Annotated in this window: 9 protein-coding genes and 1 pseudogene; 2 read left to right on the top strand and 8 right to left on the bottom strand. The window is 72.6% G+C overall.

The genetic code is table 11. The features are described from left to right. Nucleotides 1-36 precede the first annotated feature (36 nt). Nucleotides 37-1902, bottom strand: a complete 1866-nt coding sequence (gene lepA, locus ACFCZ1_RS12820) for a translation elongation factor 4 (protein ID WP_376678415.1) — start codon at nucleotides 1900-1902, stop codon at nucleotides 37-39. A 256-nt stretch (nucleotides 1903-2158) separates the two neighbouring features. Between lepA and rpsT the strand changes: the two genes are divergently transcribed. Beyond that, on the top strand, nucleotides 2159-2425 hold the full coding sequence (gene rpsT, locus ACFCZ1_RS12825) for a 30S ribosomal protein S20 (RefSeq protein WP_356868905.1): 267 nt from the start codon (nucleotides 2159-2161) through the stop codon (nucleotides 2423-2425). A 325-nt stretch (nucleotides 2426-2750) separates the two neighbouring features. Here the strand turns inward: rpsT and holA are convergent, their stop codons facing one another. Further along, complete coding sequence (holA, locus tag ACFCZ1_RS12830) at nucleotides 2751-3743, bottom strand: DNA polymerase III subunit delta (RefSeq protein ID WP_376678416.1); 993 nt, start codon at nucleotides 3741-3743, stop codon at nucleotides 2751-2753. A 61-nt stretch (nucleotides 3744-3804) separates the two neighbouring features. On the opposite strand from holA, the gene ACFCZ1_RS12835 reads away from it, so the two are divergent. Further along, on the top strand, nucleotides 3805-4047 hold the full coding sequence (locus tag ACFCZ1_RS12835) for a hypothetical protein (RefSeq protein ID WP_376678417.1): 243 nt from the start codon (nucleotides 3805-3807) through the stop codon (nucleotides 4045-4047). 20 nt (nucleotides 4048-4067) lie between these two features. Here ACFCZ1_RS12835 and ACFCZ1_RS12840 read toward each other — a convergent pair whose 3' ends face one another. The 6 genes and pseudogenes from ACFCZ1_RS12840 to leuS form a co-directional block, all read right to left on the bottom strand. Further along, nucleotides 4068-4949 carry a YceI family protein gene (locus ACFCZ1_RS12840; protein WP_376678418.1) on the bottom strand — a complete coding sequence of 294 codons (882 nt, stop codon included), beginning with the start codon at nucleotides 4947-4949 and terminating at the stop codon, nucleotides 4068-4070. Nucleotides 4950-5100: 151 nt separating this feature from the next. Then, nucleotides 5101-7452 (bottom strand): annotated as a pseudogene (locus tag ACFCZ1_RS12845) (ComEC/Rec2 family competence protein); the annotation flags it as partial. Then, nucleotides 7449-8201 (bottom strand): helix-hairpin-helix domain-containing protein, encoded by a 753-nt coding sequence (locus ACFCZ1_RS12850; RefSeq protein WP_376678419.1) that lies wholly within the window; start codon nucleotides 8199-8201, stop codon nucleotides 7449-7451. The pseudogene ACFCZ1_RS12845 and the gene ACFCZ1_RS12850, both read right to left, overlap by 4 nt. 514 nt (nucleotides 8202-8715) lie before the next feature. After that, nucleotides 8716-9561: a DegV family protein gene (locus ACFCZ1_RS12855; protein WP_376678420.1), complete on the bottom strand. Its 846-nt coding sequence runs from the start codon at nucleotides 9559-9561 to the stop codon at nucleotides 8716-8718. Nucleotides 9562-9658: 97 nt separating this feature from the next. Next, nucleotides 9659-10432 (bottom strand): hypothetical protein, encoded by a 774-nt coding sequence (locus tag ACFCZ1_RS12860; RefSeq protein ID WP_376678421.1) that lies wholly within the window; start codon nucleotides 10430-10432, stop codon nucleotides 9659-9661. Nucleotides 10433-10577: 145 nt separating this feature from the next. Then, a complete protein-coding gene (gene leuS / locus ACFCZ1_RS12865) occupies nucleotides 10578-13448 on the bottom strand; it encodes a leucine--tRNA ligase (protein ID WP_376678422.1) in 2871 nt (956 codons plus the stop codon). Between the last annotated feature and the right edge of the window lie 323 nt (nucleotides 13449-13771).

Consider the following 13771-nt stretch of genomic DNA (forward strand, 5'->3'; position numbering starts at 1 on the left):
CGCGGGGGCCTGTTTCGTACACGACGTGCTGCGGGACTACTTCTTCTTGGCACCGGACTCGTCGCTGGACAGCACCGCGATGAAGGCCTCCTGCGGGACCTCCACGGAGCCGACCATCTTCATCCGCTTCTTGCCTTCCTTCTGCTTCTCCAGCAGCTTCCGCTTACGGGAGATGTCACCGCCGTAGCACTTGGCGAGGACGTCCTTGCGGATGGCGCGGATGGTCTCGCGGGCGATGACCCGGGAGCCGATCGCGGCCTGGATCGGCACCTCGAAGGCCTGCCGCGGGATGAGCTCGCGCAGCTTGGCGACGAGGCGCACACCGTAGGCGTAGGCGGCGTCCTTGTGCGTGACGGCGGAGAAGGCGTCGACCTTGTCGCCGTGCAGCAGGATGTCGACCTTGACCAGGCTGGAGGACTGCTCGCCGGTGGGCTCGTAGTCGAGGGAGGCGTAACCGCGCGTCTTGGACTTCAGCTGGTCGAAGAAGTCGAAGACGATCTCCGCGAGCGGGAGGGTGTAGCGGATCTCGACCCGGTCCTCGGAGAGGTAGTCCATGCCGAGCAGGGTGCCGCGGCGCTGCTGGCAGAGCTCCATGATCGCGCCGATGAACTCGGTGGGCGCGAGCACGGTGGCCCGGACGACCGGCTCGAACACGTCCGAGATCTTGCCCTCGGGGAACTCGCTCGGGTTGGTGACGGTGACTTCCTTGCCGTCCTCCATGACCACCCGGTAGACCACGTTGGGCGCGGTGGCGATCAGGTCGAGGCCGAACTCGCGCTCCAGGCGCTCGCGGACCACGTCCAGGTGGAGCAGGCCGAGGAAGCCGACGCGGAAGCCGAAGCCGAGCGCCGCCGAGGTCTCCGGCTCGTAGACGAGCGCGGCGTCGTTGAGCTGGAGCTTGTCGAGGGCCTCGCGCAGGTCGGGGTAGTCCGAGCCGTCGAGCGGGTACAGGCCCGAGAAGACCATCGGCTTCGGGTCCTTGTAGCCGCCGAGGGCTTCGGTCGCGCCGTTGTGCAGGCTGGTGATGGTGTCACCGACCTTGGACTGACGGACGTCCTTCACGCCGGTGATGATGTAGCCCACCTCGCCGACGCCGATGCCGTCGGCCGGGGTCATCTCCGGGGAGGAGACGCCGATCTCCAGCAGCTCGTGCGTGGCGCCGGTCGACATCATCCGGATGCGCTCGCGCTTGTTGAGCTGGCCGTCGACCACACGGACGTAGGTCACGACGCCGCGGTACGAGTCGTAGACCGAGTCGAAGATCATCGCGCGGGCGGGCGCGTCCTTGACCCCGACCGGGGCCGGGACGGTGGCGACGACCTTGTCGAGCAGCGCGTCGACGCCGACGCCGGTCTTCGCCGAGACGCGCAGGACGTCCTCGGGCTGGCAGCCGACCAGGTTCGCGAGCTCCTCGGCGAACTTCTCCGGCTGGGCGGCCGGCAGGTCGATCTTGTTCAGTACGGGGACGATCGCGAGGTCGTTCTCCATCGCCAGGTACAGGTTGGCGAGGGTCTGGGCCTCGATGCCCTGGGCGGCGTCCACCAGGAGGATCGTGCCCTCGCAGGCGGCGAGGGAGCGCGAGACCTCGTAGGTGAAGTCGACGTGCCCGGGGGTGTCGATCATGTTGAGGATATGGGTGCTGCCCTGGCCCTCGCCCGTGGTGGGCGCCCAGGGCAGCCGGACCGCCTGGGACTTGATCGTGATGCCGCGCTCACGCTCGATGTCCATGCGGTCGAGGTACTGGGCGCGCATCTGCCGCTGGTCGACCACACCGGTGAGCTGGAGCATCCGGTCGGCAAGGGTCGACTTGCCGTGGTCGATGTGCGCGATGATGCAGAAGTTGCGGATCAGCGCCGGGTCGGTACGGCTCGGCTCGGGCACGTGGCTGGGGATCGCGGGCACGCAGTGTCCTGATTCTCGGGTCGCAGTCGGAAGCGTTTGCGGAGCGTCGGTCGGAGCGAAAGTCCGGCTCCCGTCGCTTCGGCGGCGCGATGTCGGATCTATACGCAGACTCCCATGGTCCCATGGACGGGGCAGTGCGCTCGGTTTGGGCCGCCCGGAGCGTGCCTGGTAGCCTGGGCAGCTGTGTCTCGTATGCCCTCTCAGCTGTCGAGGCACAATCCGAAGATCAAATCTCTGAACCTGAAAAGGCTCTTTCGTGGCGAACATCAAGTCCCAGATCAAGCGGAACAAGACGAACGAGAAGGCGCGCCTGCGCAACAAGGCCGTCAAGTCTTCGCTCAAGACCGCGATCCGCAAGGCCCGCGAGGCCGTCCTCGCCGGTGACGTCGAGAAGGCCACCGTGGCTTCCCGCGCCGCCGCGCGTGCGCTCGACAAGGCTGTCTCGAAGGGTGTCATCCACAAGAACGCCGCCGCCAACAAGAAGTCGGCGCTGGCCTCCAAGGTTGCCTCCCTGCAGGGCTGAGCTCTGATGTGATCGCCGGAACGGACCCAGCGGGCCCTCTCTCCCGCTCCTGACCGGCACCCCGCGCCGCACACGAAGCGTTCGCCACGCGGGTGCGGCGCAACCAAAGCAGTGACCGGAGGCCCCGGCCGCCACCCTTCCCCAGGGTGACGGCCGGGGCCTTCGCGCTACCCGGACAAGGCCGAGGCCGTCTGGAGCTGCGCGGCGACCGCTGCGGTGGGGCGGGGTGCGGTGGGGTGCCGTGCGGTGGGGTGCACGGCGGAGGGGCGCGTCGCACGGCATCCGACGGCCGTCCGCTGATCCACGGGGGATCGCGGGACGGTCCTCAGCGGCGCTGGGGGCGGGCCGCGCGGGCCACCGCGACGACCGCCTTCTCCAGGGCGTACTCGGGATCGTCGCCGCCGCCCTTGACGCCCGCGTCGGCGGCGGCCACGGCGCGCAGGGCGTCCGCGACGCCGTCCGCCGACCAGCCGCGCATCTGCTGGCGGACCCGGTCGATCTTCCAGGGCGGCATCCCCAGGTCCCGGGCGAGGTCGCCCGGGCGGGCTCCGCGCGGGGCGGAGGCCAGCTTGCCGATCGCGCGCACGGCCTGGGCAAGGGCGCTGGTGATCAGGACCGGTGCCACGCCCGTGGACAGCGACCACCGCAGGGCCTCGAGAGCCTCCGCCGCGCGCCCCTCGACCGCCCGGTCGGCGACCGTGAAGCTGGATGCCTCGGCCCGGCCCGTGTAGTAGCGGCCGACCACGGCCTCGTCGATGGTCCCCTCGACGTCGGCGCACAGCTGCGCCGCCGCGCTCGCCAGCTCCCGCAGGTCGCTGCCGATCGCGTCGACCAGGGTCTGGCACGCCTCCGGCGTCGCGGAGCGGCCCAGTGTGCGGAACTCTCCGCGGACGAACGAAAGCCGGTCCGCCGGCTTCGTCATCTTCGGACAGGCGATCTCCCGCGCGCCCGCCTTGCGGGCCGCGTCCAGCAGGCCCTTGCCCTTGACCCCGCCCGCGTGGAGCAGCACGAGGATGATCTCCTCGTAGGGTGCGTCGAGGTACGCCTTCACTTCCTTGACCGAGTCCGCGGACAGGTCCTGGGCGCCCCGCACGACGAGCACCTTGCGCTCGGAGAAGAGCGAGGGGCTCGTCAGCTCGGCCAGCGTGCCGGGCTGGAGCTGCTCGGAGGCGAGGTCGCGGACGTCGGTGTCGGCGTCGGCTGCGCGGGCGGCCGCCACCACCTCGCGTACGGCACGGTCGAGCAGCAGGTCCTCCTGCCCCACCGCGAGGGTGAGCGGGGCAAGCGGATCGTCGGTGGAGTTCTTCCTGGTGGCCATCGGCTCCAGCATCCCACGCCGCACTGACAGTCCACTTCGCCGCGTGCCCGAGAATGGTCGCGTGAACGTGCGACATGTACTCGTCCTGCCCGACCGCGACGCCGCCGAGGAGGTGGCGCAGGAGGCCGTCGACCGCTTCGGCCTCCCCGAGGAGCCGCAGTTGGTCCGCGACGCGCTGGCCGGCGAGGACGACGCCGAGGACGCCCAATGGCTGGTGGTCGTCGAGGACCCGCGGGAACGGCTCGACACCACCACGCTGGACGCCCTCGCCGCCGAGTACGAGGGCTGGCTGGAAGCCCCCTAGTACGTGCGGTACCCGAGGGCTCAGGCCTTGTGGACGATCTGCACGTCCAGGGTCACTTCCACGCTCGAACCGATCGCCGCGATCCCGTGCGCCAGCACCGACTGCCAGTTCAAGGTGAAGTCCTCTCGGTGCAGTTCCGCCGAGGCCCGGCAGGCGGCCCGCGGCTCGCCCTCCAGTCCCGTGCCCAGGCCCAGGTACTGGGTGTCCAGGGTGACCGAGCGGCTCACCCCGTGGAGGGTGAGGGCGCCCGCGACGGTCCAGCGGCTGCCGCTGCGGTGGATGAACCGTTCGCTGTAGAACTCCACGGTCGGGTGCCGGGCCGCGTCCAGGAAGTCGCCGGACCTCAGGTGGTCGTCGCGCATCCGCACCCCGGTGTCGATGCTCGCCGCGTCGATGATCACGTGCATGGACGAGTCCTCCATGCGCTCGGCTATCCGTACCGCTCCGGCGAACGTGTTGAACCGTCCGCCGATCCGGGCGAAGCCGATGTGGCGGGCCGTGAAGGCGATGGACGAGTGCGTCGGGTCGAGCTCCCAGTGGCCGGGCTGCGGCAGCAGCGGCGGCTCCACCGCGTCGAGGATGATCTCCCCGGTACCGGGTTGCGCCGGGTCCCCCACGAGCGTCGCCCCGTGGAACGGCGCGTACCCCTCGGCGGTGACGGAGAGCCGGTACTCGCCCTCCGGTACGGCCGCCGTGAACCCGCCGTACGGGTCGGTCTCGCCGCTGACGATCCGTCGGCCGATCGGGTCGGTCACCTCGAACGCGGCCTGCCGGATCGGCTGGTGGACCGTGTCGAGAACGCGGCAGCTGAGCAGACGCGCCGTGGGCGGCAGTGTCAGTGTCGCGGATGTGTGCGGGCTGGAACTTCCGGCCGTCTCCATCCCCCGTCGGCGACCGAACATGGCTGATGCACCCCCGTGCTGTGTGGACTTGGACCGTTCTGGCGAAAACGCATTCGATCATGCTGTCGGGTTGTGGGCAAACAGAACGGCCGTGCCCGGTATGGGCGTGTCGCCCCCGCCGCCGACCGGCCGGAAACGCACGCATCCGCGGGCCGGTGACCGCGATCGAGCCGTCGGTGTCGGTGCGCAGCACGGTCGCCCCCATCGCCCGCAGCCGGGCGAGGGTACCGGGTGCGGGATGCCCGTAGCGGTTGCCCGCACCGACCGGAACGAGGGCGAGGCGGGGCCGCACCCGGGCGTACAGCACGGGATCCTGGTGCGCGGAGCCGTGGTGCGCGACCTTGAGGACATCCACCGGACCCAATTCCGGATGGTCCCTCAAGAGGCCCTGCTGCGCGGCCGGTTCGAGATCACCGAGCAGCAGCAGGGTCAGCCCCGCGCCGCGCACCAGCAGGGCGACGCTCGCGTCGTTGGGCCCCTCCGGCGGCGCCCCTGCGGCCGGCGGCCAGAGCACCTGCCACTCCAGCGGTCCGGCCCGCCGCCGCTCCCCCGCCACCGCCCGCACGACGGGTACGCCGGCGCCCGCCGCGGTCCGGTGGACGAACTGCGCCTGCCCGGCCGGCTCTTCCAGCGCGGTGGTCTGAATCACACCCACCGACCGTCCCCGCAGCACCCCGGACAGGCCCGCCACGTGGTCGGAGTGAAAGTGCGTCAGCAGGAGCATGGGCACCCGGACCACACCCAGGGAACGCAGGCAGGCGTCCACCGGCCCGGGATCCGGTCCGGCGTCGACGACCACGGCCTCGCCCGGTCCGACGGCGAGCACCGCGGCGTCCCCCTGGCCGACGGCGCACTGCACGTAGCTCCAGTCGGGCGGAGGCCAGCCGGAGAGGGTGCGGGTGAGCTGCGGGGGCCGCAGTACGGCCACGAGCAGCAGCACCGCCAGGGCCGAGCAGACCAGACGCCGCCGGCCGAACCGGGCGCCGAGCGCGATGGCGGCCAGGGTGGCGGCGGCCAGCAGCAGCCCTCCGGTGAGCCCGCCCGGCCAGTCCAGCTCGGCTCCCGGCAGCCCCGCCCCGGCCCGGGCCACCGAGGCGATCCACCCGGCGGGCACCCCCGCGCACCAGGCGAGCACCTTCGCGGCGGGCATCCACAGCGGGGCCACCGCGAGCGCCGCGAAGCCGAGCACCGTCGCCGGACCGGCCGCCAGCCCGGCCAGCAGGTTGCAGGGCACCGCCACCAGGCTGACGCGGGCGGCGAGCACGGCGACCACGGGCGCGCACACCGCCTGCGCGGCCGCGGCGGCCCCCAGCGCCTCGGCGAACCGGGGCCGCATCCCGCGCCGGGTCAAGGCATCGCTCCACCGGGGCGCGAGGGTGAGCAGGGCGCCCGTGGCCAGCACGGAGAGCAGGAAGCCGTAGCTCTGGGCCAGCCACGGGTCGTAGAGGACCAGCAGCAGTACGGCGGCGCCCAGGGCCGGAATCAGGGATCTGCGCCGTCCGGTGGCGATGGCCAGCAGCGTCACCGCCCCGCAGGCGGCGGCCCGCAGCACGCTCGGCTCGGGCCGGCACACCACCACGAAGGCCAGCGTCAGGCCGGCCCCGCACAGGGCGGTCGCCCGCAGCGAGAGCCCGAGCCGAGGCGCCAGCCCGCGCCGCTCGGCCTGCTGTGCGCGGGCCGGGGGCCCGATGAGCAGGAACAGCACCACGGTGAGGTTGGACCCGGACACGGCCAGCAGGTGCAGCAGGTCGGTGGCCCGGAACGCCTCCTGAAGATCGGTGGCCACCCGGGACGTGTCTCCGACGACCAGGCCCGGCAGCAGGGCCCGGGCATCCGGCGCGAGCCCCTCGGTGGCCTCGCGCAGCCCGGCCCGCAGCCGCCCGGCGATCCGCTGTGCGGTGTCCGGGCCGCCGGTCACCCCGGGCGGGGTGTCGGCGGCCGGCCGCAGCAGCGCCACGGCCCGCTCCCCGCCGCGCGCCGGGGCCAGCCGGGCGACCACCGACACCCGGGTGGAGGGCTGCAGCCGGGCCCAGCCCGGATGCCCGGCCAGCACCCGTACCGGCGTCTCGACCCGGGTGCGCGCCCCGTCCGGCCCGCTCACCCCGGTCACCAGCGCGTCCAGCACCACCACCGGCGGCCCGCTCCCGCTCCCGGCGACCCGTGGATCGGAGCCGACGGTGAGTTCCGCGAGGACGCGGGCGTGGTCCCGGGCCAGATCCGCCACCGGCCCGGCCCGCGCCTCGGCCCGCTGGAGCCCCGCCACCCCGGCTCCGGCGCAGGCGCACAGCAGGGCCGCTGCCAGCGCCGGAGCAGCCCTCCACAGCCGCCCGGAACGCCGGCAGCCGGCCAGTATCAGCAGCCCCGCCGCGGCCAGTCCCACGGCGACCCCGGTGGCGGTCCGGCCGGCGGGCGCGTCCAGCGCGAGGGCGGCCGCCGCCCAGGCGGCCAGGGCCGGCGCCACCAGCCGCAGGTCCGCTGCTCCCGGGGCCTCGGGGCGGTTCACGGTCGCACCAGGGTGCGCAGGTCGGCGAAGCGCCGTTCCCCGATGCCGTTGACCTGCCGGAGCTCCTCCACGGAACGGAAACCCCCACGGGCGGTGCGGAAGTCCACGATGTGCCGGGCCAGCACCGGCCCGACCCCCGGCAGACCGTCCAACTGCTCGACGGTCGCCGCGCCGAGGCTGAGCGGGACCTGGCCCGGGCCGCCTCCGCCCGCGCCCCCTCCTCCAGCCGCTGGAGGCTGCACCGGGATGCCCACCAGCACCTGCTCCCCGTCCACCAGCACCCGGGCCCGGTTCAGCCCCGAGGTGTCCGTACCGGGCCGCACTCCCCCGGCGGCGGACAGCGCGTCCTCGACCCGCGACCCGGCCGGCAGCCGCCGCACGCCCGGGTCACGGACCTTGCCGCTGACGTCGACGACGATCCGCGCCGCGCCACCACCGGGGCCCCCTGCCGGGGCCGGTGCCGCGGCCGGTACCGCCTCCTGGGCGACCACGGCGGGCGCGGTCACCGCCCGCGGCCGGGCCGACCAGTAGTGCTGCCCCGCGAAGCCGACCGCGAGGACCAGCACCACCCCGACGGCGGCCACCGTGCGCGGCTCCACCCCGCAGCGGACCTGGAACCACACCGGCAGCCGCTCCCGCAGGGCCAGGTTCCGCGCCAGACCGGGCGCCAGACCGGCAGCCGCCTCAGGCGGCGCCCCGGCCAGGGGCCCGGCCCCGGCCCCGGCCTGCGCCCCGGGCTCCGCCCCCATCGCCGACGGTGGCAGTGAGGCCGTCACCGGCGGCGGCGGTGACGAGGCCGGTGACCGCGGCGACGGCGACGGCGACGAGACCGTCGGCGCAGACGGTAACGAGGACGAGGCCGGTGACCGCGGTGACGGTCGCGAAGCCGTCACCGGCGGCTGATGTGACAAGCCCGGTGGCAGCGGGTCCGACGGCGGACCGCTGCCACCCAGCAGGGCTTCGGCGCGCCGCCGTACCGCCTCGGGATCCACGTGCGGATCCCGGTGGCCGCGGCCGGCACCACGGCCACCGCGGCGACGCAGACGGCCGTCTGAGAATCGGGGCCGGCCCGGGCCGCCGGTGGCGCCCGAGCGACGGAAGGACGGATGCGAGGAACGCGCTCGAAGAGTCATGCCACGACCGTAGGCGCGCATCCCGATGCCCGTTCGGAGGGCTCAATTCCGGTGGACAACGCCCCCGTTGTGGATATCCGGGCCACTCGTTCCGGTGATCGGCACGGCAGGGGTTCAGCGTGCCGAATGATCAGCGCGGCGACACTACCGCGGCCAGCAGCCCCGGCCCGGTGTGCGCGCCGATCACCGCGCCCACCTCGCTGACGTGCAGTTCGACCAGGCCCGGGATGCGCTCCCGCAGCCGCTGGGCGAGCTTCTCGGCCCGCTCGGGGGCCGCCAGGTGGTGCACCGCGACGTCGACGCTGCCCGACCCGGCGCGCTCGACGGCCAGCTCCTCCAGCCGGGCGATGGCCTTGGAGGCCGTACGCACCTTCTCCAGCATCTCGATCCGCCCGCCTTCCAGGGTCAGCAGCGGCTTCACCGCCAAGGCGGAGCCGAGCAGTGCCTGGGCGGCCCCGATCCGGCCGCCGCGGCGAAGGTAGTCGAGGGTGTCGACGTAGAAGTAGGCGGACATGTCGGCCGCGCGCTTCTCGGCAGCGGCCACCGCATCGTCGACGGACCCGCCCGCATCCGCCACCTCGGCGGCGGCCAGCGCGCAGAAACCGAGGGCCATCGCGACCATGCCGGTGTCCACGACCCGCACGGGCACGGGCGCGGTCCTCGCGGCCACCACGGCGGCGTCGTAGGTGCCGGAGAACTCGGCGGACAGGTGCAGGCTGACGATGCCGGTCGCCCCGGCGTCCGCTGCCGCCCGGTAGGCCCGGACGAACTCCTCCGGGCTGGGGCGCGACGTGGTGACCGAGCGGCGCTTCTGCAGGGCCAGCGCGAGGCTGCGCGCCGAGATCTCGGTGCCCTCCTCCAGCGCTTCACCGCCGAGCACCACGGTGAGCGGTACGGAGGTGATTCCGTGCTGCGCCATGGCCGGTTGGGGCAGGTAGGCCGTGGAATCGGTGACGATGGCGACATGGCGGGACATGGGCCGGAGATTACCGCCAGTCGGGGTGGGACGGCAGCTTGGGCCCTTCACCGGGGCCGCCGCCGCCCTCCCGGCGGCGGGCCGGGCCCGCCGCGAGTCAGGTGGTGCTCTCCGGGCGTCGCGTCTTCTGCCAGGGGTAAGGGGCCGCCGGCGCGGCCCGGTTCAGCGCCGGCTGCGGCTCCGCGCCCCACCGGCCCGCATCCCGAGCCTCTTCCCCACCGGCCGCCGGGCCCGCCGCGGGACCGGCCGCCGGGCCCGCCGCGGGCCCTGCCGTCTGCGCCGCGTCCCACTCCGCGGCCGCCGCCGTCAGATCGTCCACCGACTCGCGGGACCAGTCCCGCAGCGCCCCGGACTCGACCTCGATCTGCTCCGACAGGACGGACAGGTCGTCGGCGGCGAACCGACGGGCACGGTCGCGCGCGGCCCACCGCAGCGATTCCGCCGCCTGCGTGATCTTGGCCGTGCGCTCGCGCAGGCCGGGCAGGCCCTCGGCGATCCGATGCCGGTCCGGCTCCTGCTCCAGCCGCTTCAGCTCGGCGTCCAGCTCGTGCCCGTGCTCGCTCAGCCGCTCGAACAGCCCGATGGACTCCTTCAGCGAGGCATCCGTCCGGACCCCGGCGTACAGCGCCTCCTGCGTGGCCCGCATCGACGTCCGCAGATCGAGCCGCAGCTGCGCCAGCGCCCCCGTGACGCCGACCTGGCCGAAGCTCTTCGCCCTCAGGGTGGTGTCCTCCACCGTCCGGCGGGCCTGTGTGATCGTACGGTCGACGCCGCGCTTGGCCGCCTTCACCACCTTGGTGGTGACATACACACCCAGGCCAAGGAAGGCGAAAAGCACCATCAGCGCGAAGATCAGCAACGCGGCCTCCATGAGTGGTCCTTTCCCCAGTCCCCGCAGCTCTTTGTCCGTCCCCTCCAAGGTAAACGCCACGGGCAGGTCAGGGGTTCCAATCGAACCCCCAACCTGCCCGTACGGGATGTCCCCCATGGCGCTCGCCCACCGGGGACGGGCCACGTCAGATGACGATGTTCACCAGCTTCGGGGCGCGCACGATCACCTTGCGGATCTCCGCACCGCCCAGCGCCGCGACCACACCCTCATCGGTGACGGCCAGCTGCTCCAGCTCCGCGTCGGAGATCGTCGGCGGAACCTCCAGGCGCGCCTTGACCTTGCCCTTGACCTGCACCACGCACGTCACGCTCTCGTCCACCACGTACGCCGGGTCCGCGACCGGGAAGTCCTGGTGGACCACCGAGTCACTGTGGCCCAGGCGGTGCCACAGCTCCTCCGCGATGTGCGGCGCCAGCGGGGCGACCAGGCGCACCAGCGCCTCGGCGACCGGGCGCTCCAGCGGCTTGCCGGCCTTCGTCAGGGCGTTGTTCAGCTCGGTGATCTTCGCGATGGCCGTGTTGAACCGCAGCCCCGCCATGTCCGAGCCGGCCCCGTCGATGGCCTTGTGCAGCGCGCGCAGCGTGTCCTCGCCCGGCTCCCCCTCCACGACGGTGACCCGGCCGGTCTCCTCGTCCACGACGTTGCGCCACAGGCGCTGCAGCAGCCGGTACTGGCCCACCACGGCCCGGGTGTCCCACGGGCGCGAGACGTCCAGCGGACCCATCGCCATCTCGTACAGGCGCAGGGTGTCCGCGCCGTACTCCTCGCAGATCTCGTCGGGCGTGACCGCGTTCTTCAGGGACTTGCCCATCTTGCCCAGCTCGCGCTTGACCGGCTCGCCCTCGTAGAAGAACTTGCCGTCCCGCTCCTCGACCTCCGTCGCGGAGACCGGAAAGCCGCGCTCGTCGCGGTAGACGTACGCCTGGATCATGCCCTGGTTGAACAGCTTGTGGAACGGCTCGACCGAGGAGACGTGCCCCAGGTCGAACAGCACCTTCGACCAGAAGCGGGCGTACAGCAGGTGCAGCACCGCGTGCTCGGCGCCGCCCACGTACAGGTCGACGCCGCCGTGCGGCTGACCCTCGCGCGGGCCCATCCAGTACTGCTCGATCGCCGGGTCGACCAGCGCCTCGGAGTTGTTCGGGTCCAGGTAGCGCAGCTCGTACCAGCAGGAACCGGCCCAGTTCGGCATGGTGTTGGTCTCGCGCCGGTAGCGCTTGACGCCCTCGCCACGGCCCAGGTCCAGTTCGACCTCGACCCAGTCCGCCTTGCGGGACAGCGGGGTCTCCGGCTTCGAGGTGGCGTCGTCGGGCTCGAAGGTGCGCGGCGAGTAGTCCTCGACCTCCGGCAGCTCCAGCGGCAGCATCGACTCGGGCAGCGGGTGCGCGACGCCGTCCTCGTCGTAGACGATCGGGAAGGGCTCGCCCCAGTAGCGCTGACGGCTGAACAGCCAGTCGCGCAGCCGGAAGTTGACCGTACCCTCACCGATGCCGCGCTCGGCCAGCCAGTCGGTGATCGCGGCCTTGGCCTCGACGACGCCCAGGCCGTCCAGCGCGATGCCCTCGCCCGTGGAGTTGACCAGCGCGGCGTCGTACGAGACGAACGCGTCGTCCCACTCCGCCGGGTCGGTGCCCCGCCCGTCGCCCGGCTGCACGACGCAGCGCATCGGCAGCTCGAAGGCGCGCGCGAACTCGAAGTCGCGGCTGTCGTGCGCCGGAACGGCCATGATCGCGCCGGTGCCGTAGCCCATCAGGACGTAGTCGGCGATGAAGACCGGGACCTTCGCGCCGCTGACCGGGTTGATCGCGTACTCACCGGTGAAGACGCCGGTCTTGTCCTTGGCCTCGGCCTGGCGTTCGACGTCCGACTTCGAGGCGGCCTGCTTGCGGTACGCGGTGACGGCTTCGGCCGGCGTGGCGTGTCCGCCGGTCCACACGTCGTGCGTGCCCTCGGGCCAGGCGGCCGGGATGAACTCGTCCACCAGCGGGTGCTCGGGCGCCAGCACCATGTAGGTGGCGCCGAACAGGGTGTCCGGGCGGGTGGTGAAGACGGTGACCGCCTGGTCGCCCAGCGGGAAGTCGACGCGCGCGCCCTCGCTGCGGCCGATCCAGTTCCGCTGCTGCAGCTTGATGGCCTCGGGCCAGTCCAGCGCGTCCAGGTCGTCCAGCAGCCGGTCTGCGTACGCGGTGATGCGCATGTTCCACTGGCTCAGCTTGGCCTTGAAGACCGGGAAGTTGCCGCGCTCGGAGCGGCCGTCCGCGGTGACCTCCTCGTTGGCCAGCACGGTGCCCAGCCCGGGGCACCAGTTCACGGGGGCGTCCGAGGAGTACGCCAGCCGGTACTCGTTCAGCACGTCGGCCCGCTCGCCCGCGGTCAGCTGCGCCCACGCGCGGCCTCCGGGGACCTCACGGGTGCCGTCCTCGAACCCGGCGACCAGCTCGGCGATCGGCCGGGCCTTCTTCGCGTCCGCGTCGTACCAGGAGTTGTAGATCTGCAGGAAGATCCACTGGGTCCACTTGTAGTAGTCCGGGTCGATCGTCGCGAAGGATCGGCGCTTGTCGTGGCCCAGGCCCAGCCGGCGCAGCTGGAGCTTCATGTTCTCGATGTTCGCCTCGGTCGACACGCGCGGGTGCGTGCCGGTCTGCACGGCGTACTGCTCGGCCGGCAGGCCGAAGGCGTCGAAGCCCAGGGTGTGCAGGACGTTGTGCCCGGTCATCCGCTGGTGGCGGGCGTATACGTCGGTGGCGATGTACCCGAGCGGGTGGCCGACGTGCAGGCCCGCGCCGGACGGGTACGGGAACATGTCCATGATGAACTTCTTGGGGCGCGCGACCACCGCGGTGTCCCCGGCCAGGTCACCGGTCGGGTTCGGGGCCTCGTACGTGCCCTGCGCGTCCCATACGTCCTGCCAGCGTGCCTCGATGTCGGCGGCCATGGCAGCCGTGTAACGGTGCCCCTCGGCCGCCTCGGGGGCCGGGGTGTTCGTCTCGCTCATGATTTCTGAAGCTCCATCGATCGTCTCTGCCGTCTCTGCCTGCCCAAACGAAAAAACCCCTCGCACAGGAGGGGACGCCGCGCCGATGCCGACCGTCTCGAAGGGTCGGCACTGATCAGCGCGGCTCGGTAAGCAGAAGGCGTACGGCACGCATGGCGTCAGGGTACCGCAGGGGCCGCGGCCGACGCTCGGCCCGTTCCGAACGGTGAGCACAACGAGAAGCGGGGGGCCCCCCGCCCCGGGGGCCCGCGCGGGGGGGGGATGGAAAGAGTAGATGAGAAAAAAAAAACAACAAACAACAAACGGGCCGGCACAAAAAAAAA

It is taken from the genome of Streptomyces sp. NPDC056224 (assembly GCF_042267665.1).
Classification (GTDB): Bacteria; Actinomycetota; Actinomycetes; order Streptomycetales; family Streptomycetaceae; genus Streptomyces.